Here is a 24,528-nt window from a genome sequence, read left to right on the forward strand (position 1 = left end):
ACGTGTGAGGCCGAAGGCATCCCACCCGTCTTTCACACGGCGATCTTCCTTCGTAGGGGCCCCGAAGAAACCACTCCACCCCATCGAGCAACCCCCCGAAGACGCCAACCATGGACTAAGACGTCCTTGCTCAAGCTCCCCTGCTTCACCTCGATGCGGGCGGTGACGCGGAAGATTAGCGGTTGGGCCGGGAGCGGATGACCAGTTCGGTGAGATGGGCGTCGTCAGCCGCGGTGACCGCCGTGTGAATGGCGGCGGCGACGCTCTCCGGGCGCAGATACTTGTCCGGCTCGTACTCGCCACCCTCGTCCGCACGGACGCCGCGCTGCATCGCGGTGTCGGTGCGCCCGGGAAAGACCGAGGTGACCCGAACACCGAAGGTTTCCTCTTCCGCGCGCAGGACGTCGGCGTACGCGCGCAGGGCGAATTTGCTCGCCGCGTATGGTCCCCAGCCCGCGTTGGCGGCTTGGCCCGCACCGGAGTTCACCAGCACGACCCGCCCGCGGGCGGCGCGGAGCGCGGGCAGCAGCAACCGGGTCAACTCGGCGACGGCGACCACGTTCACCTCGTAGGTCGACCGCCACAACTCCGCCGTCGCCTCGGTCAGCGGTCCGACGCGGGCGACGCCCGCGGAGTGCACCAGCACGTCAAGCCGGGACAGCCCCGCTGTCGCGGCCCGCAACGCGGTCGGGTCGGTCAACTCGACCGGCCACGGCCGCGCGTCCGGCAACTCCTCCGCCAACGACCGCAACGCCACCACGTCGCGCCCGCCCAACAACAGCGAATGCGTCTCGCCCAGCGCTCTGGCCACCGCAGCCCCGATACCGCGGGACGCACCGGTGATCAACGCCTGGGGCCGCTCGCTCATGGCGCCCAATCTAGGGCATCGCAACCGGCGCTACGCGCACGACAACCACGGGCGCCGATTCGCGACGAAACCCGTCTGCCGCCCCGGAACCGTCCGGGGCGGCAGACGGGTGGCAGGTCACTCGCCGATCTTGCAGCCGGGCTTCCAGATCACCGCGACGGCGGGGCGGGGCTGGGCGGAGCCACCCTCGGGCCAGTGGGCCAGCGGGTTGTCCGCGCTGGCGCCGTCGAGTTCGCCCGGGTGCTGGACCGAGACCAGGACGAACTTGTCCTCGATGACCGGGCCGCAGGTTTCCGCGCCGATCGGGACGGTGAGGAACTGCTTGACGTGGCCGCGTTCCGGGCCCTCGGTGGCCACCGCGAACAGGCCGTCGTTGGAGCCGAGCGCGTTGCCGTCGGTGGAGATCCACAGGTTGCCGTGCCGGTCGAACGCCAGGTTGTCCGGGCAGGAGATCGGGCTGACCTGCGACTTGTCGTAGCCACCGAAGTACGTGTCGGTCGCGGCCGGGTCGCCGCAGACCAGCAGCAGCCGCCAGGTGAAGGTGAGCGCGGTGTGGTCGCCGCCCTGCTCCTCCCACTCCAGCACGTGCCCGTGCCGGTTGCCGTTGCGCGGGTTGATCTCGGTGGGGCCTTCCTTGCCCGGCTTGCCGCGGTCGGTGTTGTTGGTCAACGCGGCGTACACGCGACCGGTGACCGGGTTGGGCTCCACGTCCTCGGGACGGTCCATCTTGGTCGCGCCGACCTTGTCCGCGGCGAGGCGGGTGAAGACGTAGACCTCTTCCGCGGTAAAGCCGTCCACATAGGACTTGTCGCCGGACGCCAGGGGAATCCACTCGCCGGCGCCGTCGAACGCGCCGTCGCTGGGCGGGGTCTGCGTGCCGATTTCCGCCGCCGGGCTGTCGCCGGTGAACCGCGCGACGTACAGGGTGCCCTCGGAGAGCAGCTTCTTGTTGTGCGCGCGGGCCCACCGGCTCTGGCCGGGGCGCATCCGCTCCTTGGAGACGAACTTGTAGATGTAGTCGAAGCGCTCGTCGTCGCCGAGGTACGCCACGACGCGGCCGTCGCGGGCGACCTGGATGTTCGCGCCCTCGTGCTTGAAACGGCCCAGCGCGGTGTGCTTGACCGGGGCCGACTCGGGCTCAAGCGGGTCGAGTTCGACAACCCAGCCGAACCGGTTGACCTCGTTGGGCTCCTTGGCCACGTCGAACCGCTCGTCGAAGCGCTCCCACTTGCGGGTGGTCGCGCCGCCGGAGAGGCCGTAGCGGGCCAGGCGGGCCTTGGTCACCGGGTCGGTGACCTGGTTGGCGTTGCCGAAGTACTGGTTGAAGTTCTCCTCGCCGGACAGGATCGTGCCCCACGGCGTGACGCCGCCCGCGCAGTTGTTCATCGTGCCCAGCACCGTGCGCCCGCTCGGGTCGGCCTTGGTGCGCAGCAGCGCGCTGCCCGCTGCCGGTCCGTCCACCTCGAACTCCGAGGTCATGGTGATCCGGCGGTTGTACTTGCGGTCGATCTTGGGCAGCAGCTTGCCGCTGCGCCCGTCGCGCTCGACCGCGACGACCGACAGCCCGTGCGCGGCCCAGCCGATCCGCACCTGCTCCTCGGTCGGGTTGGCCGGGTCGAACCCCTTGAACATGAAGGATTCGCTGGTGTACTCGTGGTTCGACACCATCAGGTAGCGGTCGCGCCACAGCGGGACCAGGCCGCAGAAGTCGTTGTTGAAGCCGAACTGCTTCGCCTGCGCCGCCGCGGTCTGCTTGTCGAAGTCGAACGCGGGCGCCCCCGGCAGCACCGGGTCGCCCCACTTGATCACGACCGCCGACTCGTACCCCTCGGCCGTGACGATCCGGTCCTCGGTGTTCGGCGCGACCGGCGCGAAGTCCAGTCCCCTCGTGGGCCGACGCCCGTCCTGCTCCTGCCCGTCCACGGGCGCGGCGGCGGCGGACCCGCCGACCACAGCGGCCCCCGCCCCGGCGACGGCGAGCACGGCGCCCGCCTTGAGCATCCCTCGTCTGCTGACGATCGAGCGGACAACGTCACCGAAGTACGCGTTGTCCGAGGTGTTGGGCGCCTCATGGGAACAGGCGTTGCCGCAGCGGTACTCACATGTCACCGCGGCCCGGCCGAGCGGGTGGGTCGATGGCAGCAGCGGCAGGGGAATCCGGCCGTCGGTGGTGGACACGGGAGCCTCCTCCGGTCCGCCCGGTGGCGCGGGCCGACCATGGTCAGTGGGAACTGAGCGCGACCGTAGGAGCCGCAAGCCAGGGCCAGCGGACATCGAAGTGAACGGCGAGCGAACAGATAACCGTCCGCCCAGCTCATAGCCCTCAGCGATCACGCCGACACGGCAAGTCAATCTTCGAGCAGGACCGCGGGGTCGAAACTCACCGGAAACGGAACCTGAGTCTCGAACTGGTGCCCACCCCACGCCTTGGCATGCAAGGCGTACGCGTCACCTTCCAACTCGAACAGCTCCGCGACGGCCGTGCAGTTCCGAACCTTCACCCGCATGAAGTACGGAATGCCCGCCGCCGCGCACAGTTTGGGCTTGTCGACCCGATCCCTGCGTCTACTCCACGGACCAGCCGCGTACGCCGTGGCTGTGTCCCCGCAAGGACTCATGGTGAGGTAGCCGTCCAAACACTCGTAGGACGTCCCCTCAGGAACCCACGGAATCGGGAGGTAGCGCTCAGCGAGTTCCGCGGTCCAGTTGCCGTAGAACTCCACCAGCGGATCGAACTCGTTCGCGGCCGTTTCGGTCAGCATCAATCACCCCTTTGTCGAACGTGTGTTCGATTGTGCTCCCGCTACGGCACGGAGGCCACCACCGGGCTGATGATTCCCCCGATAGTGGCCTCCGCGATGCGTGGGTCAGCGCTCGACGTCGCCTCGGATGAAGGCTTCGACTGCCTCGTAGGCGTCGTCGTCGGAGTACTGCTCGGGCGGGGACTTCATGAAGTAGCTCGACGCGGAGAGGATGGGGCCGCCGATGCCGCGGTCGAGGGCGATCTTGGCGGCGCGGACGGCGTCGATGATGACGCCAGCGGAGTTGGGGGAGTCCCAGACCTCCAGCTTGTACTCCAGGTTCAGCGGGGTGTCGCCGAAGGAGCGGCCCTCCAGGCGCACGTAGGCCCACTTGCGGTCGTCCAGCCACGGCACGTGGTCCGACGGGCCGATGTGGACGTCGGCCTTGGCCATCTCGTGCGGGATCTGGGAGGTGACCGACTGGGTCTTGGAGATCTTCTTCGACTGCAGGCGCTTGCGCTCCAGCATGTTCATGAAGTCCATGTTGCCGCCGAAGTTGAGCTGGTAGGTCCGCTGCAACTCCACGCCGCGGTCCTCGAACAGCTTCGCCATCACCCGGTGCGTGATGGTGGCGCCCACCTGGGACTTGATGTCGTCACCGACGATCGGGACGCCCGCCTCGGTGAACTTGGCCGCCCACTCGGGGTCGGAGGCGATGAAGACCGGCAGGGCGTTGACGAAGGCGACCCCGGCGTCGATGGCGCACTGGGCGTAGAAGCGGTCGGCGTCCTCCGAGCCGACCGGCAGGTACGACACCAGCACGTCGACCTTGGCCGCGCGCAGCGCCGAGACCACGTCGACCGGGTCCTCGTCGGACTCGGAGATGATCTCCCGGTAGTACTCGCCGAGGCCGTCGTAGGTGTGGCCGCGCTGCACCGGGACGTCCAGCGGCGGGACGTCGCAGATCTTGATCGTGTTGTTCTCGCTGGCGACGATGGCCTCGGACAGGTCGCGGCCGACCTTCTTCGCGTCGACGTCGAACGCGGCGACGAACTCGATGTCGCGCACGTGGTAGTCGCCGAACTGGACGTGCATCAGACCGGGCACCCGGGAGGCTGGGTCGGCGTCGCGGTAGTAGTGCACCCCCTGCACCAGCGACGCCGCGCAGTTGCCGACGCCGACGATGGCCACCCGCACGCTCTGGCGGTTCTCGCCCATGCCGGTTCTCCTTCTCGTTCTAGCCGCGCCTGGCGCGGTCCTCGTCACAGGCGCGTCGCCTGCCTGGCGGTCAATTCGTGGTGCCGCGCTGCTCGCGCTGCTCGTGCGCGATCAACTCGTTCAACCAGCGCACCTCGCGCTCGCTGGTTTCCAGTCCCAACCGGTGCAACTCCCGGGTGTAGCGGTCGATCTGCTCCCCGGCCCGCGCCATCGAGCTGCGCAGACCCTCCCGGCGCTCCTCGACCCGCCGCCGCCTGCCCTCCAGGATTCGCATCCTGACCTCGGCCGGTGTCCGGGAGAAGAACGCCATGTGGACGCCGAATCCCTCGTCGTCCCAGGTCTGCGGGCCAGCGTCGGCCAGCAGCTCCGCGAAACGTTCCTTACCCTCGGCGGTGAGCTTGTACACGCGCTTGCCGCGCCTGCCCCACGACCTGGGCTCCGGGTCCGGCGCCTCCTCGACGATCCACCCGGACCGCAGCAGCCGACGCAGGGTCGGATAGAGCGAGCCGTAGGAGAACGCGCGGAGCGTGCCGAGCAGATCGTGCAGCCGCTTACGCAGCTCGTAGCCGTGCATCGGCGCCTCGTGGAGCAGCCCGAGGATCGCGAATTCGAGCACGGGCACCTCCTGACGACAAGGCACGATACGAGTTGACCTAGTGGGCGACTATATCGTGCCGATACATCACGAGGGTGTCCAACTCGCGGGCGTGTGTCAATCGCCACGTAAACACCGCAGGTGAGGGAGTGTGTCCGCGCGGCGAACGCATCGTTGCCGGTCACCAGCGCCTAGATCACAAATGTGACGCACGGTGCATGTTCGTGACGCCGATCGGCCCACCGCCGTGGTAACAGCGCCGCGTAGGCTGTCCTCGTGCGAACGCAGCGACAGGTGGTCGACTACGCGTTGCAGCGTCGGTCGCTGCTCGCGGAGGTCTACTCGGGTCGGGTCGGCACCCATGAGGTGTGCGACGCGAACCCGTACCTGCTGCGCGCGGCGAAGTTCCATGGCCAGTCGACCGAGGTGACCTGCCCGGTCTGCCGCAAGGAACATCTGACGCACGTGAACTGGGTCTACGGCGACGAACTCAAGCACGCCTCCGGCTCGGCTCGCGCGCCGGAGGAGCTGGCGCGGATGGCGGCGATGTTCGAGGAGTTCACCGTTTATACGGTGGAGGTCTGCCGGACTTGCTCATGGAACCACCTGGTCCAGTCATACGTCCTGGGGACGGGGGGCGTTCGCACGCCCAAAACCCGCAGGAGGACGGCAGCGGAGTGAGGAGCTTGCGAGTGACCCAGTGCCATCGCAGGCTGATCGCCGTGCCCGCCGCGCTTGACCACCGAACGACGCCCCGTGCCGGGGCCTCGGTCTGGGAGGCTGTTTCGTGAACGACCACAGTGACCAGCGACGACGCGGGGAGCCCCAGTGGCCCACCGGAGAGGACCCGGACACCGGCGGCGCGCCAGCCGAGCAGTCGGTGGAAAGCACGGGCTTCTGGAGCCCGCTGTGGGATGACGACGACGCCGACCCCGACCAGGGCGGCGGCGGAAGCGGCGGCCCGGCGGACGGCCGAGGCGCGCAACCGACCCGGCGCGGCCCGGACGGCATCCCCGGCGGCAGGCCGGTCGCGGGTGTCCCGGGTGGGCGCGGCTCGGCTCCTGGCGGCGTCGGGGGTCGCGGCGTGGGCGGACCGGGCGCCGCGGGAGCGGTGGCGGCAGGCGCGGGACTCGGTCCCGGCGGTGGACGGGCAGGCGGGCCGGGTGGTCCGGGTGGTCCGGGTGGTCTCGGTGGTCTCGGTGGCGGTGGACGCGGCAACGGCGGGCCCCGACCGGGCGGCCCCGGCGAGCCAGGCGGACCCAGCGGATCAGGCGGACTGAACGGACCTGGCGGAGTCGCCGGGCCGGGCGGCCCCAACGGACATGGTGGGCCCGGCGGCCCCAACGGTCCTGGTGCGCCGAGCGGGCCTGGTGGCCTCGGCGGATCAGGCGGGGTTGGCGGACCGGGTGGTCGCGGCGGACTGGGCGGTCTTGACGGACCGAACGGACCTGGCGGCCTCAGCGGACCAGGCGGAGCCGGCGGGCCAGGTGGACGAGGCGGACCGAGTGGTCCTGACGGACCGAACGGGCCTGGCGGTCTCAACGGACCAGGCGGAGCCGCCGGGCCAGGTGGACGAGGCGGACCGGGTAGTCCTGACGGACTGAACGGACCTGGCGGCCTCGGCGGAGCTGGCGGACCGGGCGGTCGCGGCGGACCGGGCGGTCCTGACGGACCGAATGGGCCTGGCGGCCTCGGCGGACCAGGCGGAGCCGCCGGGCCGGGTGGACGCAGGTTAGGTGGGCCGGACGGCCCGGCCGGGCGCGGCGGGCCCAACGGGCTCGGTGGACCAGGCGGACCGGGTGGCCCCAACGGGCCAGGCGAACCCGACGGGTTCGGCGGACCCGGCAGGTCCCGTGGCCCCAACGGGCCTGGGCGTGGCGGGCCAGGTGGCCCCACTGGGCCAGAGGGTCCCGGAGGTCTCAACGGACCTGCTGGGGCCGGTGGGCCCGGTGGACTCAATCGGCCCGGCGCCCATGGGCCTGCCGGGCCGAACGGCCGCACCGGGGCAGGCGGCCCGATCGGGGCCGCGGGCGCGGCAGGGCTCGGAGCCGCTGGGGGGCCTGACGGGCCTCGTGGCCTTGGCGGGCCTAACGGACCCGGCGGTCCTGGCGGACCTAACGGGCCTGGTGGACCTAGCGGGTCTGGCGGTCCTAACGGGTCTGGTGGACCTGGCGGATCTGGTGGGCCCGGTGGGCCGGGGGGACCCGGTGGGCTCACTGGCCCCGATGGTTCGGCGGGGCCCGGTGGGCCTGGCGCGACCAGGGCTATTCCCGGGGCGGGCCGGACCCGGGGCGGGCCGACGACGCCGCCGCCTGGGTTGCGGAAGTTGAGTGGGCCGCCAGTGTCGGACGCGACCGTCGCGCTGGGCGCGTTCGGCCGTCCGGGGGACGACGCCGATCAGACCGTCTTCATGCGCAAGACGCCGGGGCAGTCGCGGTCGGAGCCGGAGTTGCTCACGCACCGGGAGCCGGAGCCCGATTACGGCGACCACGACGACTATGACGACTACGACGACGAGCCGGACGCCGCCGCGGCGGACGGCCCGCTGACCGATGAGCAGCGAGCGATGCGCCGGAAGAAGGTCTGGCGCCGGGTGCGCCGCACGATGTACGTCGGCACCGCGCTGATGATCGTCATTCCGATCCTCGCGTTCTTCATCACCTACCAGCTGGTCGAGGTCAAAAGCCCCAAGGACGTCGCCGCGGAGCAAAACAAGGTCGTCACGCTCTACTACGCCGACGGCAAGACCGAGATGACCAAGATCGCCGAGTCCGGCGCCAACCGGATCATGCTTGAGCACCACCAGATTCCCGAGCACGTGCTGAACGCCGTCTTCGCGGCCGAGGACGCCACGTTCCGGACGAACGCCGGGTTCGACCTGACCGGCATCATGCGCGCGGTCTGGAACAACGTGACCGGCGGCGGCGGTGGTGGCTCCACCATTTCCCAGCAGTACATCAAGAAGTCCAGCGGCCAAGAGGACAAGACGCTGTCGCGCAAGTGGGTCGAGCTCGTCAAGTCCTACAAGATGAACGAGACCTACAACAAAGACGACATCATCACCGCGTACCTGAACACCATCTACTTCGGCCGGGGCGCGTACGGGATCGCGGCGGCGGCGAAGGCGCACTTCGGCGTCGACATCGGCCAGGTCACCAAGCAGCAGGCCGCGTTCCTGGCGGGCATGATCCAGACGCCGTCGCGGTGGAAGGACGTGGATTACCAGCACCAGCGGTGGAACTACGTGGCCGACAAGATGGTCGAGAACAACTGGATGACCAGGCAGGAGCGCGCTGAGCCGTTCCCGACTCCGCTGCCGCCGTCGGAAACCGGCTCCACCCTGCCCGGGCCGCGCAGGGGCATTCCGGAACTGGTCACCGAGGAACTCAGAGACCTGAACATCAGCGAAGAGACCATGAAGCGCAACGGGTACAAGATCACCACGACGATCGACCCGGTGGCGCAGGACTTGGCTGAGAAGGCCGTGGCCGAGGTGATGGCGGGGCAGCCCGCCAACCTGCACCCGGGGCTGGTGGCGATCGACCCGAAGACCGGCAACATCGTCGCCTACTACCCGGGCTCCAACGGCACGGAGCTGGACTACGCCAAGGTCAAGCAGGAACCGGGGTCGGCGTTCAAGCCGTTCGACCTGGTCGGGCTGCTCAAGATGGACAAGGGGCTCGGCGAGGTCTACGACAGCTCGCCGAAGTCGTTCGGCGACAACAACAAGAAGGTGCGCAACGCGTCGACCCCGTCGTGTGGGCAGTGCACGGTGGCGCAGGCGATGAAGGAGTCGCTGAACGTGGTGTTCAGCGACATGGTCTACAACGACGTGAAGCCCAGGGGCGTCGTCGAGGCCGCCAAGGAGGCGGGGGTCCGCTCGCCGCTGGACCAGGCGGCCGGTGACATCAACATCGCGATCGGCGGTGGCGCCACCCAGGTGACCACCGTCGACATGGCCTCCGCCTACGCGACGTTCGCCGCTGACGGCATCTACCGCAAGCCGCGGCTGGTGTCCCGCGTCGAGTTCCCCGACGGCGGGGTCGTGTTCAACGCCGCGACGCACCAGGACTTCCAGGAGCGGCCCGCGTTCGACCAGGGCAACCCGGAGCGCAACCAGAAGATCGCCCGCAATGTCACCGAGTCGCTGCTGCCGGTGCCGAAGTTCTCGCGCATCGAGTGCGCCAACGACCGGCCGTGCGCGGGCAAGACCGGCACGCACCAGTACCTCGACACCAGGGACAACTCCAAGGCGTGGATGGTGGGCTATACGCCGCAGCTTTCCACGGCGGTGTCGCTGAGCGGCGACAAGAATCAGGCCCAGCTCAGAGACGCTGAGGGCGACATCATCTTCGGCAGCGGAGTGCCGGGCAAGATCTGGAAGAAGTTCATGGACAGCTACCACGCGGCGAAGAACCTGCCGAAGGAGCAGTTCAGCAAGTTCGTCCCGATCGGCAAGGCCGAGCCGGTCGCGCCGCCGCCAACGCACCACTCGACCAGTGCCGCGGCGCCGCCGTCGACCGAGGCCCCGGTGACCACGACGACCACTCCGACGACCACGGAGACCACCCCGACGACCACGACGTCGCCGACGCGCACCCGGCCGACCCGCCCGAGCGACACCGGTGGCATCTCGATTCCGGGGATGGGCGGCGGCGAGGAAGAGGAGAACGACCGCTGGGGCTCGGGGTAGCCCGGTAGCCGACAGATGACGGCCGGGTGAGTCCGCATGGGACTCGCCCGGCCGTCGGTGTGTTTCGCCTCGGCTGACCACGTTCGCACATCGCAGGCCGTAGCATCGCCGCGTGCCAGGCGACCGAGGTCAAGCCGACGAGATCGGTTCCCCCAGCGGGTCCAGGGCGGACGAGGTGAGCGACACCGCCACCCTCGGGCCGCGCGAGCGGGTGCGTCCGACGTGGACCGAGTCGCTGGCCGCGCATGCCAGCGGGCCGTTCGGCGGGCCGCTGGGCAGACACGCCGTGGTGGGCAGGCACTGGTTTTGGACGCCGCTGCGGGTGGCGCTGCTGCTGGCCGTGGTCGCGTTGGCGCTGGGGTGGTTCGGCAAGGCGGCGTGCGCGCAGCAATATGACGCGGGCGGCGGGAAGCTGGAGCTGGACTGGCGCTCGAACCGGCCGTTCACGGCCATGTGCTACTCCGACATCATCCCGCTGTACTCCGCCGAGCGCCTCGACCAGCCGGACACCTTCCCGTACCGGACGAGTTGGTACGACGACGAGGGCGAGCCGACCCAGCAGACCCGCTACATGGAGTACCCGGTGATCACCGGCATGTTCCAGTGGGTGAACGCGAAGCTGGCGCAGGGCTGGGTCACGCTCGCCGAGGACGGGTGGCTGCCGAGTGCGCTGCCGGTGGTCCTGTACTTCGACATCAGCGCGTTCTGGCTGGCGCTGGCCTGGCTGGTGACGATCTGGGCGACGGCGCTGGTGGCGAAGCGCAGGCCGTGGGACGCGGCGTTCATCGCGTTGTCGCCGCTGGTCGTGGTGCACGCGTTCACCAACTTCGACACGCTCGCCACCGCGTGCGCCGCGGCGGCGCTGCTGGCCTGGTCGCGCAGGCATCCGACGTTGGCGGGGGCGCTGCTCGGGCTCGGCGCCGCGGCGAAACTGTACCCGCTGTTCCTGCTGGGGCCGTTGCTGATCCTGTGTCTGCGGTCGGGGCAGACGCGAGCGTGGTGGCGCACGGCTGGCGCGGCGGCGGGGGTGTGGATCGCGTGCAACGCCCCGCTGTTCCTGTTCGCCTCGACGCGGCCGGGGTGGTGGGAGTTCTTCCGGCGCAACTCGGAGCGGGGCGCCGATCCGGACTCGCTCTACAACGTGGTCATGCAGTTCACCGGCTGGGCGGGCTTCGACGGTCAGGTGCCCTTCGGCGAGTCGCCGGTCTGGTTGAACCTGGTCAGCGCGCTGCTGTTCCTGCTGTTGTGCGCGGGGATCTCGTTCGTCGGGCTGCACGCGCCGCGGCGGCCTCGGGTGGCGCAGCTGTGCTTCCTGGTGGTGGCGGCGTTCCTGCTGACGAACAAGGTGTGGAGCCCGCAGTACTCGCTGTGGCTGGTGCCGCTGGCGGTGCTGGCGATGCCGCGCTGGAAGCTCCTGCTGGCCTGGATGACCGTCGACGCCCTGGTCTGGGTGCCGCGGATGGCCTTCTACCTGGGCGAGAACAACCGGGGGCTGCCTGAGGAGTGGTTCCTGGGGTTCGTGGTCGCCCGTGACCTGTTCGTCGTGGTCCTGTGCGCGATGGTGATCTACGAGATCTACCACCCGGCCCGGGACCTGGTGCGCCGGTTCGGCGAGGACGACCCGGTGGCCGGGGTGCTCGCCGACGCCCCGGACAGGGTCGTGGTGAAGCCACGCGCGGTCGAGCAGGCCGAGCGGGAGCGGGTGCCCACCGGCTGAGCACGAAAGGCGGTCGATTCCGCGCTGTCCGGGTGACACACTCACCCCCGGTACCAGTGATGGGATGATCGGGGGCTCGGTGGCCAGTCAGCGGCTCGGGTTGTGGCTCGGCTTCACCGCCTACCTGCTCTGGGGGTTCTTCCCGCTCTACTGGCCGCTGCTCGAACCGGCCGGGTCGGTCGAGGTCCTGGCCCACCGGATCGTCTGGTCCCTGCTCGCGGTGGCCGCGCTGATCGCGGTCGGCCACCGCTGGTCGCACCTGCGCGCGGTGGTCGCCGACCGGCGCAGGCTCGGCTACATCGCGGTCGGCGCGGTGGCGGTGGGCATGAACTGGGGCATGTACATCTACGGCGTCAACAGCAACCAGGTTGTCGAGACGTCCCTCGGCTACTTCATCAACCCGCTGGTCACGATCCTGCTGGGCGTCCTGGTGCTCGGGGAGCGGCTGCGCCCGACGCAGTGGATCGGCCTGGCCATCGCGTTCGCCGCGGTGGTGGAACTGACCTTCGACTACGGCAGGCTGCCGTGGATCGCGCTGACCCTCGCGTTCTCCTTCGGCACCTACGGGCTGATGAAGAAGAAGGCCGACGTCGGCACGACCGAGGGGCTGGCGCTGGAGACGGTCGTGCTCACCCCGGTCGCCCTGGCTTACCTGCTGGTGCTCCACGCCGGGGGGCGGTGGGACGTTCGGGCACGCGGGCTGGCTCAACGCGGTCCTGCTGATCGGCACCGGCGTGATCACCGCCGTCCCGCTGCTGTGCTTCGGCGCGGCGGCCACCCGGGTTTCGATGACCACGCTGGGGCTGGTGCAGTACGTCGCGCCGATCATCCAGTTCGGCGTCGGCGTGCTGGTGTTCGGCGAGGACATGACCACCGCCAGGTGGGTCGGCTTCGGCCTGGTGTGGCTGGCCCTGCTGGTCATCACCACTGAATCGCTGCTGCACCGCCGCTCGGCCGCCCGGCCCGCGCCTGCCGACGCTCAGCCCGAACTGGTGGTCTGACTCTCCACGCGGTCGGTCTCGGCGTCCACGTCATCCACTGTGGACCTCGCGGCCAGGAACGCGACGAACAGCCCGACCAGCAGGGCGGCCCGCCCCCACACCCCGATCATGACCGCCTGCGCGGAGAAGCTCTCGTAGATGCCCGACGGCTTGCCCGCCGCGATCTCCGCGAACCACAGGAAAATGCCGATTCCCATCGCCAGATCGGCGACCAGGTAGGCCACGATCCAGCCCCAGCGGATCTTCATCAGCACGAACATCGGCACCAGCCACAGCGTGTACTGCGGCGAGTGCACCTTGTGCAGCAGCAGGAACCCGCACAGCATCGCCGCGGACACCGCGACCCACGGGTAGGTGCCCTCGCGCTGATACCGGACCCAGCCGACCACGCACGCCACGGCGAAGGACGCGAAGACCAGCATCGGGGACACGACGCCGATCATCTGGTGCACGGCCTCGTTCTCCGGGTCGGAGTCGGGCCGGAAGCCCCAGAACCAGATCGAGTTGGCCGTGATGTCGGCCTTGCGCTGCCCCTGGAACACGAACGACGCCAGCCAGCCGTCGAACCCGGCCAGCGCGAACGGGATGTTGACCCCGATCGCGGTGCCCATGGCGATCAGCGCGACCTTGACCATGCCGCCCACATCGCGCGCCTTGCCTTCGGGCAGCTCACGGCCGCGGCGACCGCCGGTGAGCACGTACAGCATCAGCGGCAGCACGAAGATCGCCGGGTACAGCTTGAACGCGAACCCCAGCCCCAGCAGCACCGCGCTCGCCGACGCCCGCTGGATCAGCGGTCGGTCCGCCCCTCGGCTGCCCCACCCCCGGTGCACGACATAGACCGCGGCGACCGCGCACGCCACCACCGGCAGTTCCCAGTTGTGGAACGCGTAGAGCACCAGCGGCGGCGACAGCGCCCACAGCAGCGCCCGCCACCGCGACAGCCGACCCAGCAGCCAGGCCGTGACCAGGCCGAACGGGGCCATCAGCAACGCGGACGCGAGCAGGAACCCGGCGTCGTTGTGCGCGAACAGCGCGCCAGCCCAGATCAGCAGGCCGGTGAGCACCGGATATTCGACCGTGCCGCCGCTGAGTTCGCCGTTCGGGGTGATGCCGCCCTCGACGTAGGGGAAGACGTGCCGGTCGATGTCGCGGCCGATCCAGAGGAACTGGATGTCGGAGTAGCAGACGTCGGCGTACTTGCGCTCGGCGAAGTCCGGCTGGCTGCGGCCCCACTGGTCGAACTCCGGGCCCGTGCAGCGGTCCTTGTTGGCGAACCCGAGCAGCAGCGTGATCCCGCACAGCAGAACCAGGGCCGCCAGCGCCGTCCGGCCCAGCCGACCGGCCGACCAGCGGCTGTCCTGGGGCGCGTCGAGCACTGCGCTGTCCGCCTTCCCGGTTGCCGTGACGCCTGCGGGCACGGTGCTCACCGGCCGAGCGCCTCGCGGAGGAACGCGATATCCGCCGCCTGCCCCTCGGCGGGTGTCTCCACGACCACCGGCGCCCCGGCCGCGGCGACGACCGCGACGAGCTGGTCGGCATCGATCGTTCCAGTGCCGATGTTGTCGTGCCGGTCGCGGGCCGAGCCGAACTCGTCGCGGGAGCTGTTGAGGTGGACCAGGTCGATGCGACCGGTGATCGCCTTCACCCGGTCGACGATGCCGACCAGGTCCTCACCCGCGGCGAACGCGTGGCAGGTGTCCAGGCAGAACCCGGCGTCGAACTCGCCCACCGCGTCCCACAGCCGGGCCAGCATGTCGAAGCGGCGGGCCATGGCGTTGTCGCCGCCCGCGGTGTTCTCGATCAGGATCGGCACCCCGAACCCGCCCTCGGCGTGCTGGCGCTCGAAGAACTTGCGCCAGTTGTCGACGCCGACCTGCGGGTCTTCGCCCTTGGTCACGTGGCCGCCGTGCACGACCAGGCCCTTGGCGCCGACCTTCGCCGCGGCCTCGGCATGCTGGGTGACGAGCTTGCGGGAGGGGATGCGGATGCGGTTGTTGGTCGAGGCCAGGTTCACCACATAGGGGGAGTGCACGAACACCGTGACGTCGCTGGCGAGCAGGTCGTCGGTGCGCGGGTGCGGCTTGGGCGCCTTCCACCCCTGCGGGTCGGCGAGGAAGAACTGCACCACCTCGGCTTCGCGGTCGCGCGCGGCGGCGAGCGGGTCGTCATCGCGGACGTGGGCGCCGATGCTCATGCTCTGGGAGGGTAGTCGCCGGAGCCGACGGGGAGCCCTCTCGGTGGGTCCCCGACGGCGGACGGTGCTCCATCCGGACGATCGTGCCCCACTTTCGGGGAGTCGCTGCCGTGGAACGTCACCAGCTCGGGTTACAGTCGTTCCTACGGGTGACGACTACTGGCCGGTACTGGAGGATCTTCATGCGACGGCGCGTCACAACCTTCGCCGCTGGGCTCACGCTCGTCATCGGCGGAGCGACGGCCGGCCTGCTGGCGTCTTCCGCCACGGCCACCGCGGCGTCCCCGATCGTCGTCGGCGACTGCTCCACCAGCGTCAAGGGCGCGCCCGGCACCCCGATCTCGCTGAGTTCCAGCGCGGTGCTCGACCCGGTGCTCACCGTGGTCAAGGCGGTCCCGCTGCTCGGCGGCACCCTGTCCGGCAGTGTGCGCGGCGCGGTGTCGGCCATGCCCGCCATCCCGCTCGGCGTCGTCCCGTCGGCCGACTCCAGGATTTCCGGCGCCGCGATCGCCGACGCCGCCGCCCCCCGGATCAAGGACGCCATCTCCGGCGTCGCGCTCATCGGCCCGGTCCTCAACACCATCACCGCTGACGTGCACGGCGCGCTGGCCAAGACCTGCGGCATCGCCGTGACCGTGGTCAACACCGCCGCCGCCCCGGTGCAGGAGGCCGCGGCGGCCGTCGAGCGGGGCGCGGCGGCACTGCCGCTCCAGCCCGGCGGCGGTGACGACACCCCGGACACGCCCGCCCCCGACCAGCAGCCGGGCGCCAACCCGGGGACCAACCCCGGCGCCGAGGCGCCCGCGACCGGCCCGAACGCCGTGGTGCGCCCGGACGGCCCGGCCGCCCAGGCGCTGCCCAAGGCCACCAACCCGGTCGTCGGCGACGGCCTGCCCGCGGGTAGCAACCTCTCCCTCTACCGGTCGGACCTGAACCTCGGCCGCGCGCCGCTGGCCGACTACTCCGCCATCCCGTTCGCCCAGGCCGGGCTGTTCTCGCCCGCGGAGGGCCTGCGCTACGACGGCGCGACCTCCGGCTACACGCCCCAGTTCGGCATCCTCGGCGGCCGTGACGCCAACGGCGTCCTGGCCGCGGGACACGCCGAAGCGCTCGACCCGGTGCGCGGCGGCAAGATCGCCCTCCCGATGCTGCTCGCCGTGCTCGCCTTGTCCGGTGTCGCCGCCGCCCTGGTGCGCACCTGGGTGCTTCGCCGCACAGCCGCCTGAGATCCGTCTATCGTTCACCCCGGAGAGCGGGTGACCGGTCGGTGAAGGGATCTCGGCGTGCGAAGGCTGCTCTGCTCAGCGCTGTCCGCTCTGGTCTCGGGGGCGCTCGGCGCGGCCCCGGCCGCGGCTGAACCGGCGACATACCTCGCGGTCGACTGCGCGCAGGAGGTGTCCGCGTTCGCCGGGCAGTCGGTCGCCCTCGCCCGCGTCGCCGTCGCCGACCTGGTCGTCCAGGCCGTCCGGGAGACGCCCGGCCTGGGCCAGGCGCGCGCGAGCGCGGTCGGCCTGACCTTCCCGCTCGGCCCGGCCCTGGTGGTGGGCACGGTGCCCGAGTGGCGCGGCGAGATCCCCGGCGAGCACATCGCCGACGTGGTGGCCGACGCGGTGCGCGCCATGGCCGAGGTCGAACCCGCCGCCGACGCCGCCGCGGCTCGGGTCCGCGAGTTGGTCGCGGCGCGCTGCGGCCTCGCCATGCGCCCGGTGAACCCGAAGCCCGCCCCCACTCAGCCCAGCCGCACCGACCCGCCCGCGCCGCCCCCGGCGACCGTGGCCGCGCCGCCGCCCGCTGCGCCCGCCGCACCGCCGCTCGGCCTGTTCGACCCCGCCGACCGCGCCGCCCCGCGCGAGTCCGCCGCACCCTCGTCCAGCACGCCGCCCCCCACCCGGGCGCCGGACCCGACCGAGGCCGACCCCGGCCCGGTGTCCAACCTCCTGCGCGACGGCCGAGGCGCCGCGTTCCACGCCACCGGCGCCGCCCAGTCCGTGCCCGACACCCCGATCCCCGGCCTCAGCGTGCCTGTCATGCTGGCCGTCCTCGCGCTGTCGGTGGCCAGTGGTGCACTAGCGCGGGCCTGGGTGCTGCGAAAAGGCTGAGCGGCCTGCTGTTACGCTCACTTCGCAGACCCTCCTGCCACGGAACGTCCGTGGCCGCCGAGTCCACAGGAGGTGAGTGGTCTTCATGCGTCATTACGAGGTCATGGTCATCCTCGACCCCACACTCGACGAGCGCACCGTCGCACCGTCGCTCGACACGTTCCTCAACGTGATCCGCACGTCGGGCGGGAACGTCGAGAAGGTCGACATCTGGGGCAAGCGTCGCCTCTCCTTCGAGATCAAGAAGCACAGCGAGGGCATCTACGCCGTGCTCGACGTCAACGCCGAGCCCGCCGCGGTCAAGGAACTCGACCGCCAGCTCTCCCTGCAGGAGTCCGTGCTGCGGACGAAGGTCATGCGCCGCGAGACGGCCTGATCATGGCGGGCGACACGATTATCACGGTGGTCGGGAACCTGACCGCCGACCCGGAACTGCGCTTCACCCCGTCGGGCGCGGCCGTGGCGAGCTTCACCGTCGCGTCCACCCCCCGCACCTTCGATCGCCAGACGAACGAATGGAAAGACGGCGAAGCGCTGTTCCTGCGGTGCAACATCTGGCGGCAGGCCGCGGAGAACGTGGCCGAGTCGCTGACCCGAGGCGCCCGCGTGATCGTCAGCGGCAGGCTCAAGCAGCGGTCCTTCGAGACCCGTGAGGGCGAGAAGCGCACCGTCATGGAGCTGGAGGTCGACGAGGTCGGCCCGTCGCTGAAGTACGCGACCGCGAAGGTCAACAAGGTCAGCCGCGGTTCCGGCGGCGGTGGCGGCTACGGCGGCGGGTCCGGCCCGTCCGCGCCGCCCGCCGACGACCCGTGGGGCTCCGCTCCGCCCGCAGGGGGCGGCGGCGGTGGCTTCAACGACGAACCGCCGTTCTGATCTCCGCCGGGTGAGCCGCACCCACCCCCAGACGCATTTCCCCAGATAGCACTCAGGAGCACCCCGTGGCGAAGCCACCGATTCGCAAGCCGAAGAAGAAAGTCTGCGTGTTCTGCAAGGACGTCAAGAAAGACCGTCCGGTGAACATCGACTACAAGGACACCACGCTGCTGCGGAAGTACATCTCCGACCGCGGCAAGATCCGCGCGCGCCGGGTCACCGGCAACTGCAGCCAGCACCAGCGGGACGTCGCCATCGCGGTCAAGAACGCCCGCGAGGTCGCCCTGCTCCCGTACACCTCGACCGCCCGCTGATCAGGAGGGGACGCTAATCATGAAGCTCATCCTCACCGCTGATGTGGACGGCCTCGGCGGCCCCGGCGACATCGTCGAGGTCAAGGACGGCTACGGCCGCAACTACCTGCTGCCGCGCAGCCTCGCCATCGTGGCGACCAAGGGCGCGGAGAAGCAGGTCCAGGTCATCCGCCGGGCGCAGGAGGCCAGCCGCATCCGCGGTCTGGACCACGCCAAGGAGATCAAGGCCGCGCTGACCGCCCTGGGCGCCGTGCCGCTCAAGGCCAAGGCCGCCGCCGGGTCGGGCAAGCTGTTCGGCTCGATCACCACCGCCGACATCGTCGCCGCCGTCAAGGCGGCCGGTGGCCCGGCGCTGGACAAGCGCTCGGTCGAGGTCAGCGGTCACATCAAGACGCTGGGCAAGCACTCGGTCAGCGTGCGCCTGCACCCTGAGGTGACGGCCGCGTTCACCGTCGACGTCGCGTCGGCAGGCTGATTCGGTAACACTCCGGAACCGCCCCTCTCGGTCACCGCCGGGAGGGGCGGTTTCAGTGTGCGGGAGTTTGTCCACAGGCAGGTGGCGCCACCCCCCGACCCGACCCGCCGCGACACGCCGAGAAGCCCGCTTTTCGCGACACGCCGAGGATCACCCGGGGTATTTTCTCCACACCTTGTCCACAGCCCCTGACCTGCGGTTTCTCACCCAAGTCGGCTGGTTGTCCCCAAGTTGTCCACAGGCTCGCGCTGGGCTGTGCTCAGCTGTGCGCAACCATCCCCAGGTTGTCCACAGGTGTATCCCCAAGCTCGCTTGCAAGCGGCCATTCGGGCGTTCTAGCGTCGTCTCCACGACAGACCACCGGGCGGGGGGAACCACCCGAATGTCGTATCCGGCACGTATCGTCTCCGACGATCAGGCGTGCCAAGGCAACCGAGGAGGGGCGGACCCGTGGCGCTAACCGACGACCGTTCCATGCCGCCGATGCCCAGCGGGCCCGACCACGGCCTCGACCGGCAGCCGCCGCAGGATCTGGCCGCGGAGCAGAGCGTGCTGGGCGGCATGATGCTGTCCAAGGACGCCATCGCCGACGTGATCGAGGCGCTGCGCCCCGGCGACTTCTACCGCCCGGCGCACCAGATCATCTACGACTGCATCCTCGACCTCTACGGCCGAGGCGAGCCCGCCGACCCGATCACCGTCTCCGCCGAGCTCGAACGCCGCAACGAACTGCGCCGCGTCGGCGGAGCCCCGTACCTGCACACCCTGATCGCCACGGTGCCCACGGCGGCCAACGCGGGCTATTACGCCGAGATCGTCGCCGAGAAGGCCATCCTGCGCAGGCTGGTCGAGGCGGGCACCCGCATCGTGCAGCTCGGCTACCAGGGCGCCGAGGGCGCGGACGTCACCGAGATCGTGGACCGCGCCCAGGCCTCCATCTACGAGGTCACCGAACGCAGCATGAGCGAGGACTACGTCGCCCTCGAAGAGCTGCTGCAGCCCACCATGGACGAGATCGACGCCATCGCCTCCCGCGGCGGCAACTCCCTGGGCATCCCCACCGGCTTCGCCGACCTGGACGAGGTCACCAACGGCCTGCACCCCGGCCAGATGATCATCGTCGCCGCCCGCCCCGGCGTCGGCAAAGCGCTTGCGCTCGACACGCCACTGCCGACCCCCACCGGCTGGACGACGATGGGCCAGGTCGCGGTCGGCGATCAGCTGATCGGCTCCGACGGCCGAGCGGTGCGGGTGGTGGCCGCGACCGACGTGCTCTTCGGACGCCCCTGCTACGAGGTCGAGTTCAGCGACGGCTCCGTCATCGTCGCCGACGCCGAGCACCAGTGGCAGACCAGCACGCGGGCCGAGCGCCGCGCGGCGCAGGGCCCGTCCTGTGGCATCCGCACGACCGCCGAGATCAAATCGACCCTCCGCACGGCTTCCTCGCTGGCGAATCACGCGGTCGCGATCAGCTCGCCGCTCTCCGGTGCCGAAGCCGACCTTCCCCTCCCGCCGTACGTGCTGGGAGCATGGCTGGGCGACGGTGATTCCACCGGTGCGCGGTTCACCACCGACGACACCGACATCATCTGCCACATCGAAGCCGAAGAGTGGGACCACGAATCCCTACCAGCCATGCTGCGGAAGATCGGCGTACTGGGCGACAAGCACGTCCCCGCCGAGTATCAGCGCGCATCGGAAGCTCAACGGCGGTCGTTGCTCGCCGGTCTGCTGGACACCGACGGAACTGTCACAGCTAGCGGCGCCGCGCGGATCACAGTCACTTGTCGACGGCTAGCCCTGGATATTCATGAGCTGATCGTCGGATTGGGATACCGCTGTCGCCTGCGCACCGGGCACGACGAGGCCCGGTCGACGGCTTACACGATGACCTTCACGACACAGGACCGGGTGTTCCGGCTCGAACGGAAACACCTGCTGCACAAGGACCGGATGGCCAACCGTCCCGCCCGTCCCGCCCTTCGATACATCGTGGATGTGCGCCCCATCCCGAGCGTGCCGGTGCGGTGCGTCGAGGTCAGCGGCGACGACCATCTTTATCTTGCGGGCCGGTCGATGATTCCGACGCACAATTCGACCCTGGGTCTGGATTTCGCCCGGTCGTGCTCCATCAAGCACGGCATGACCAGCGTCATCTTCTCCCTGGAGATGAGCCGCACCGAGATCGTCATGCGGATGCTGTCCGCGGAGGCCCGCATCCGCCTCGGCGACATGCGCGGCGGCCGAATGAGCGACGACGACTGGACCCGCCTGGCCCGCCGGATGAGCGAGATCAGCGAGGCCCCCATGTTCGTGGACGACTCGCCGAACATGACCATGATGGAGATCCGCGCGAAGGCCCGCCGCCTCAAGCAGCGCCACGACCTCAAGCTGGTGGTCGTGGACTACCTCCAGCTGATGACCTCCGGCAAGCGCGTCGAGTCCCGTCAGCAGGAGGTCTCGGAGTTCTCCCGCCAGCTCAAGCTGCTGGCCAAGGAGATCGAAGTCCCCGTCATCGCCATCAGCCAGCTCAACCGCGGCCCCGAACAGCGCACCGACAAACGCCCCATGCTGTCCGACCTCCGCGAATCCGGCAGCCTAGAGCAGGACGCCGACATGGTCCTGCTGATCAACCGCCCCGACGCCTGGGAACGCGACGATCCGCGCGCCGGTGAGGCCGACCTGATCCTGGCCAAGCACCGCGCGGGCCCCACCGCCACCGTGGTCGTCGCCCACCAACTCCACTACAGCCGCTTCGCCGACCTCGCCCAAGCCTGACGAAGCCGCCGGGTTGTCCTTCGATCGGGGGATGGCCGCCGCCTGTGGCCGGGAGAAGGATCACCTGTCGACGCATGAACGCGAGGCAGGAGCACGGTGATGACCAGTACGCGGCTTGATCCGGCGACGACGGCTGTGGTGCTGATCGAGTACCAGAACGACTTCACCAGCGAGGGTGGTGCGCTGCACGGCGCGGTCGCCGGGGTGATGGGGGAGACCGACATGCTGGCCAACACCAAGGCGGTGGCGGCGGCGGCCCGCCAGGCTGGGGCGACCGTGATGCACGCCCCGATCACGTTCGTGCAGGGCTACCGGGAGATTTCCGCGCACCCGTACGGGATCCTCAAGGGCGTGGTGGACGGCAACGCCTTTGTCAAGGGGAGTTGGGGTGCGGCCATTGTGGACGACCTCGCCCCGCAGGAGGGCGACATCGTGGTGGAGGGCAAGCGGGGCCTCGACACCTTCGCCAGCACGAATCTCGACTTCATTCTGCGCAGCAAGGGCATCAAGACGATCGTCCTGGGCGGTTTCCTGACTAACTGCTGTGTGGAGTCCACCATGCGCACCGGCTACGAGAACGGCTACCAGGTGATCACGCTGACCGACTGTGTCGCGGCCACGTCGCAGGCCGAGCACGACAACGCGATCAGCTACGACTACCCGATGTTCTCGACTCCGCTGACCGCGGCCGAGGTGATTTCCGCGTTCGGCCAGTAGCGCTCAGGCGGTGACGGTCGCGCGGACGAGGTTGTGGTCCGAGAGGCCGTTGGAGTCCTCGACCGCTGTGCTGTCCACGGCCATGCCGCGCGCGACCACGTGGTCGATGCGCTGCGGCCGCGCCCCGGAAAGGCTGGGCCGGGTCGGCAAGGCGCCTGCCGGGAGGTCGGCCGCGGTGAAGTCCGCGCCCAGGCCGGACAGCACGGTGGCGCGGTCGGTGTTGAAGTCGCCGAGCAGCACCGCCGTGGGGTTCGACGCGGCGAGGTCCGCCAGGCGGGTGAGTTGGCGCAGGCTGCGCCGGTCCGTGCTCAGGTGAGTGGCCACGACCAGGGTCCCGGCGACGTCGACGGCGAGCGCGCCTTTGCCCCCGTCGTCCGGGAAGGGCTCGGCGGCGATCTCCCGGCTCGGTCCGTCGACCAGGAGGACGAGGTGCTCGTGGAGGTCACGCAGCGGGCAGTCTCCGCGCGAGGGCGTCGGGACGCGGGGGTACCGCAGCGCGTGGACGGTCCGGTCGGGTAACGCGCGGCGCAGGTCGGCGAGTTGGTCGCCGCTGACCTCTTGCAGGGCGATCACCCGCGCGGCGAGGCCCGCCACCCGGGCGGTCACCGCCGCGATCCGGGCCGACTCGTCCGGCCACCGCCGCACCACATCCTCGCCCCAGTTCTCGGCGTGCACGCGGTGCAGGACGTTCCAGGTCGCCACGGTGATCACATGGGGCGATGGTAGTCGCCCGAAGATCGTCCACAGTGGCCGTGGGAGCTTGCGCTGTCCGGCTCCCACGGCCCGGCGTGGAAACGTCTCAGGCGGCGGGCATCTTGTCGATGAAGCCGTACACGCCCTTGAGCTTGCCCTGCTCGGCGACGACCACGTCGAAGCCTTCGACAACGGACTCGCCGCCGCCGACCGGGACCAGTTCCCAGCGGAAGCGGGCGGTGTTGTGGTGGGCGTCGACCGCGCCCAGGAGCTTGATCTCGTGACCGGCGAACTGGGTGAGGGCGGCCCCGATGCCCGCGTTGACCCCGGCGTGGCCCTCGACCTCCATGAGCGGGTCGACGTAGACGCCGTCCTCGGTCCACACCTCGGCGATGGCCGCGAGGCGGGCGTCGGCGTCGGCGGTGTTCCACACGGCGATGTAGCGGTCCACGAGTTCGTTCAGGTCGCTCATGGCGAGATTCCCCTTCGATTGCACTGGTTTCCGGTCCGTCGCGGCCGCAACACCGATCACCCTGCCAGGGCGCGCGCGGCCCGTCGATTACCTGTCAGGTAGCCGTCAGCCTTCCGTCAGCGCGACACCGGGTGAGGCCGAAGTTCACCGGTCCGGGTGGTGCGCTGCGCTTGAACTTCACGCTGTGGGCGGGAAGGCTCGGCGCAACTCACACGAGAGAGGTTCCGCGGGGTCATGCGGCTGATTGAGTCCGGTTGGGACGAACACCTCGCCGCCCTGCCCTTCGGTGTGGTGCTGCACGGCGCGCGGGGGGCCGTGCTCGCCGCCAACGCCAGCGCGGCGACGCTGCTCGGCCTGACCGCCGAGCACCTGCGCACTGGGTCCCGCCCGCCGCAGTGGCGGCTGCGCGACGACACCGGCGCCGCCGTGCCCGCCATGGCCGACCTCAGCGCCCAGCTCACCCGCGCGGGCTCCGGCATGACGATGCCGCTGGTGGTCACGGTGCGGGGCGCGGCGATCCGGCGGCTGTGGGCCGACCTGGTGCCCGACCGCGACCGGCTGCTGCTGATCCTGCGCCCGGTGTCGGCCGAGCCCGCGCGCGCCGCCGGGCTGCTCGACCCGGTGACCGGCCTGCCGCATCGGGCGCTGCTGTTCGACCGGATAGAGCAGAGCCTGACCCGGGCCCGCGTGCACGGCGGCCGGACGACTCTGGTCCTGGCCGATGTGCGAGGGCTTCGGGCGGTCAACCAGGCCCACGGCTTCAAGTGCGGCGACCAGTTGCTGGCCGCGCTGGGTGCCCGGCTGCGCGGCGGGATGCGCGCCGACCACACCGTGGCCCGCTACACCGGCGGCACGTTCGCGGTGGTGGCCGAGCATCCGAGGGAGACCGGCGCGGCGTTCGCGGAGTCGGTGCGGGACGCCGCCCAGGGCCGGTTCCTGGTCGGCGGCGGCGTGCTGCGCCCTCGGCTGCGGATCGGCTGGGCCAGCGGCGGCGGCGACGCCACGGTGCACCAGATGGTCCGCGCGGCGGAAGACCGGTTGACGCACTGACAACGCCGAACGGGCCCGGGAGCAGCG

At 70.3% G+C, this 24,528-nt stretch carries 24 protein-coding genes and 1 pseudogene; 16 read left to right on the forward strand and 9 right to left on the reverse strand.

The features are described 5' to 3' along the window. Nucleotides 1-175 precede the first annotated feature (175 nt). From ACZ6SD_RS02110 to ACZ6SD_RS02130, 5 genes are all read right to left on the reverse strand, one after another. The gene (locus ACZ6SD_RS02110) at nt 176-868 is read right to left on the reverse strand and encodes an SDR family oxidoreductase (RefSeq protein WP_465315034.1); all 693 of its coding nucleotides are present in this window, start codon (nt 866-868) and stop codon (nt 176-178) included. Between the two features lie 117 nt (nt 869-985). After that, complete coding sequence (locus tag ACZ6SD_RS02115; RefSeq protein ID WP_465315035.1) at nt 986-3,046, reverse strand: PhoX family protein; 2,061 nt, start codon at nt 3,044-3,046, stop codon at nt 986-988. Nucleotides 3,047-3,216: 170 nt separating this feature from the next. Further along, a complete protein-coding gene (locus ACZ6SD_RS02120) occupies nt 3,217-3,630 on the reverse strand; it encodes a hypothetical protein (RefSeq protein WP_465315036.1) in 414 nt (137 codons plus the stop codon). Between the two features lie 105 nt (nt 3,631-3,735). Continuing rightward, the gene (locus ACZ6SD_RS02125) at nt 3,736-4,827 is read right to left on the reverse strand and encodes an inositol-3-phosphate synthase (protein WP_465315037.1); all 1,092 of its coding nucleotides are present in this window, start codon (nt 4,825-4,827) and stop codon (nt 3,736-3,738) included. A 70-nt stretch (nt 4,828-4,897) separates the two neighbouring features. Then, nucleotides 4,898-5,443 (reverse strand): PadR family transcriptional regulator, encoded by a 546-nt coding sequence (locus tag ACZ6SD_RS02130; RefSeq protein ID WP_091450017.1) that lies wholly within the window; start codon nt 5,441-5,443, stop codon nt 4,898-4,900. Between the two features lie 255 nt (nt 5,444-5,698). Between ACZ6SD_RS02130 and ACZ6SD_RS02135 the strand changes: the two genes are divergently transcribed. From ACZ6SD_RS02135 to ACZ6SD_RS02165, 7 genes and pseudogenes are all read left to right on the forward strand, one after another. Continuing rightward, nucleotides 5,699-6,103 carry a DUF5318 domain-containing protein gene (locus ACZ6SD_RS02135; protein WP_465315038.1) on the forward strand — a complete coding sequence of 135 codons (405 nt, stop codon included), beginning with the start codon at nt 5,699-5,701 and terminating at the stop codon, nt 6,101-6,103. A gap of 233 nt (nt 6,104-6,336) precedes the next feature. Further along, nucleotides 6,337-6,702, forward strand: coding sequence for a hypothetical protein (locus ACZ6SD_RS02140; RefSeq protein WP_465315039.1), 366 nt, complete (start codon nt 6,337-6,339; stop codon nt 6,700-6,702). Between the two features lie 42 nt (nt 6,703-6,744). Continuing rightward, nucleotides 6,745-7,026, forward strand: coding sequence for a hypothetical protein (locus ACZ6SD_RS02145; RefSeq protein WP_465315040.1), 282 nt, complete (start codon nt 6,745-6,747; stop codon nt 7,024-7,026). A gap of 737 nt (nt 7,027-7,763) precedes the next feature. Further along, a complete protein-coding gene (locus tag ACZ6SD_RS02150; protein WP_465315041.1) occupies nt 7,764-10,115 on the forward strand; it encodes a transglycosylase domain-containing protein in 2,352 nt (783 codons plus the stop codon). A gap of 142 nt (nt 10,116-10,257) precedes the next feature. Beyond that, nucleotides 10,258-11,832: a glycosyltransferase family 87 protein gene (locus ACZ6SD_RS02155; protein ID WP_465315241.1), complete on the forward strand. Its 1,575-nt coding sequence runs from the start codon at nt 10,258-10,260 to the stop codon at nt 11,830-11,832. Nucleotides 11,833-11,896: 64 nt separating this feature from the next. Beyond that, a pseudogene (rarD, locus tag ACZ6SD_RS02160) lies at nt 11,897-12,436 on the forward strand (EamA family transporter RarD); the annotation flags it as partial. Nucleotides 12,437-12,566: 130 nt separating this feature from the next. Beyond that, complete coding sequence (locus ACZ6SD_RS02165) at nt 12,567-12,833, forward strand: hypothetical protein (RefSeq protein WP_465315042.1); 267 nt, start codon at nt 12,567-12,569, stop codon at nt 12,831-12,833. On the opposite strand, the gene ACZ6SD_RS02170 is transcribed toward ACZ6SD_RS02165, so the two are convergent. Both ACZ6SD_RS02170 and ACZ6SD_RS02175 read right to left on the reverse strand, forming a co-directional pair. Beyond that, on the reverse strand, nt 12,812-14,263 hold the full coding sequence (locus ACZ6SD_RS02170) for a glycosyltransferase family 87 protein (RefSeq protein ID WP_465315043.1): 1,452 nt from the start codon (nt 14,261-14,263) through the stop codon (nt 12,812-12,814). The genes ACZ6SD_RS02165 and ACZ6SD_RS02170 overlap by 22 nt on opposite strands. Next, nucleotides 14,260-15,030, reverse strand: coding sequence for a deoxyribonuclease IV (locus tag ACZ6SD_RS02175; protein ID WP_465315044.1), 771 nt, complete (start codon nt 15,028-15,030; stop codon nt 14,260-14,262). The genes ACZ6SD_RS02170 and ACZ6SD_RS02175 overlap by 4 nt, the downstream gene beginning before the upstream one ends. 182 nt (nt 15,031-15,212) lie before the next feature. Here ACZ6SD_RS02175 and ACZ6SD_RS02180 point away from each other — a divergent pair, with 182 nt between their 5' ends. From ACZ6SD_RS02180 to ACZ6SD_RS02215, 8 genes are all read left to right on the forward strand, one after another. After that, nucleotides 15,213-16,256, forward strand: coding sequence for a hypothetical protein (locus ACZ6SD_RS02180; RefSeq protein ID WP_465315045.1), 1,044 nt, complete (start codon nt 15,213-15,215; stop codon nt 16,254-16,256). A gap of 57 nt (nt 16,257-16,313) precedes the next feature. Beyond that, complete coding sequence (locus ACZ6SD_RS02185; protein WP_465315046.1) at nt 16,314-17,129, forward strand: hypothetical protein; 816 nt, start codon at nt 16,314-16,316, stop codon at nt 17,127-17,129. An 85-nt stretch (nt 17,130-17,214) separates the two neighbouring features. Further along, entirely contained in the window at nt 17,215-17,505 is a 291-nt protein-coding gene (gene rpsF / locus ACZ6SD_RS02190) for a 30S ribosomal protein S6 (RefSeq protein WP_026421757.1), read from the forward strand. A 2-nt stretch (nt 17,506-17,507) separates the two neighbouring features. Further along, the gene (locus ACZ6SD_RS02195; protein ID WP_091450008.1) at nt 17,508-18,002 is read left to right on the forward strand and encodes a single-stranded DNA-binding protein; all 495 of its coding nucleotides are present in this window, start codon (nt 17,508-17,510) and stop codon (nt 18,000-18,002) included. A gap of 65 nt (nt 18,003-18,067) precedes the next feature. After that, nucleotides 18,068-18,316, forward strand: coding sequence for a 30S ribosomal protein S18 (gene rpsR / locus ACZ6SD_RS02200; protein ID WP_054053205.1), 249 nt, complete (start codon nt 18,068-18,070; stop codon nt 18,314-18,316). 19 nt (nt 18,317-18,335) lie between these two features. Continuing rightward, a complete protein-coding gene (gene rplI, locus ACZ6SD_RS02205) occupies nt 18,336-18,791 on the forward strand; it encodes a 50S ribosomal protein L9 (RefSeq protein ID WP_465315047.1) in 456 nt (151 codons plus the stop codon). Between the two features lie 450 nt (nt 18,792-19,241). Next, nucleotides 19,242-21,569, forward strand: coding sequence for a replicative DNA helicase (gene dnaB, locus ACZ6SD_RS02210; RefSeq protein ID WP_465315048.1), 2,328 nt, complete (start codon nt 19,242-19,244; stop codon nt 21,567-21,569). 99 nt (nt 21,570-21,668) lie between these two features. Continuing rightward, a complete protein-coding gene (locus ACZ6SD_RS02215) occupies nt 21,669-22,286 on the forward strand; it encodes a cysteine hydrolase family protein (protein WP_465315049.1) in 618 nt (205 codons plus the stop codon). Between the two features lie 3 nt (nt 22,287-22,289). Here ACZ6SD_RS02215 and ACZ6SD_RS02220 read toward each other — a convergent pair whose 3' ends face one another. Together ACZ6SD_RS02220 and ACZ6SD_RS02225 are read right to left on the reverse strand one after the other, a co-directional pair. Beyond that, nucleotides 22,290-22,997 carry an endonuclease/exonuclease/phosphatase family protein gene (locus ACZ6SD_RS02220; RefSeq protein WP_465315050.1) on the reverse strand — a complete coding sequence of 236 codons (708 nt, stop codon included), beginning with the start codon at nt 22,995-22,997 and terminating at the stop codon, nt 22,290-22,292. 88 nt (nt 22,998-23,085) lie between these two features. Continuing rightward, nucleotides 23,086-23,451 carry a nuclear transport factor 2 family protein gene (locus tag ACZ6SD_RS02225; RefSeq protein WP_465315051.1) on the reverse strand — a complete coding sequence of 122 codons (366 nt, stop codon included), beginning with the start codon at nt 23,449-23,451 and terminating at the stop codon, nt 23,086-23,088. 234 nt (nt 23,452-23,685) lie between these two features. Here ACZ6SD_RS02225 and ACZ6SD_RS02230 point away from each other — a divergent pair, with 234 nt between their 5' ends. Next, on the forward strand, nt 23,686-24,501 hold the full coding sequence (locus ACZ6SD_RS02230; RefSeq protein WP_465315052.1) for a GGDEF domain-containing protein: 816 nt from the start codon (nt 23,686-23,688) through the stop codon (nt 24,499-24,501). The last annotated feature ends 27 nt before the right edge of the window (nt 24,502-24,528 follow it).

It is taken from the genome of Actinokineospora sp. NPDC051303 (assembly GCF_055586285.1).

Coding starts and splice junctions, on each gene's coding strand:
- ACZ6SD_RS02110 (WP_465315034.1), bottom strand. CDS start 868: ATGAGCGAGCGGCCCCAGGCGTTGATCACCGGTGCGTCCCGCGGTATC.
- ACZ6SD_RS02120 (WP_465315036.1), bottom strand. CDS start 3,630: ATGCTGACCGAAACGGCCGCGAACGAGTTCGATCCGCTGGTGGAGTTC.
- ACZ6SD_RS02125 (WP_465315037.1), bottom strand. CDS start 4,827: ATGGGCGAGAACCGCCAGAGCGTGCGGGTGGCCATCGTCGGCGTCGGC.
- ACZ6SD_RS02140 (WP_465315039.1), top strand. CDS start 6,337: ATGACGACGACGCCGACCCCGACCAGGGCGGCGGCGGAAGCGGCGGCC.
- ACZ6SD_RS02145 (WP_465315040.1), top strand. CDS start 6,745: ATGGTGGGCCCGGCGGCCCCAACGGTCCTGGTGCGCCGAGCGGGCCTG.
- ACZ6SD_RS02175 (WP_465315044.1), bottom strand. CDS start 15,030: ATGAGCATCGGCGCCCACGTCCGCGATGACGACCCGCTCGCCGCCGCG.
- ACZ6SD_RS02180 (WP_465315045.1), top strand. CDS start 15,213: ATGCGACGGCGCGTCACAACCTTCGCCGCTGGGCTCACGCTCGTCATC.
- rpsF (WP_026421757.1), top strand. CDS start 17,215: ATGCGTCATTACGAGGTCATGGTCATCCTCGACCCCACACTCGACGAG.
- ACZ6SD_RS02195 (WP_091450008.1), top strand. CDS start 17,508: ATGGCGGGCGACACGATTATCACGGTGGTCGGGAACCTGACCGCCGAC.
- rplI (WP_465315047.1), top strand. CDS start 18,336: ATGAAGCTCATCCTCACCGCTGATGTGGACGGCCTCGGCGGCCCCGGC.
- ACZ6SD_RS02215 (WP_465315049.1), top strand. CDS start 21,669: ATGACCAGTACGCGGCTTGATCCGGCGACGACGGCTGTGGTGCTGATC.
- ACZ6SD_RS02225 (WP_465315051.1), bottom strand. CDS start 23,451: ATGAGCGACCTGAACGAACTCGTGGACCGCTACATCGCCGTGTGGAAC.
- ACZ6SD_RS02230 (WP_465315052.1), top strand. CDS start 23,686: ATGCGGCTGATTGAGTCCGGTTGGGACGAACACCTCGCCGCCCTGCCC.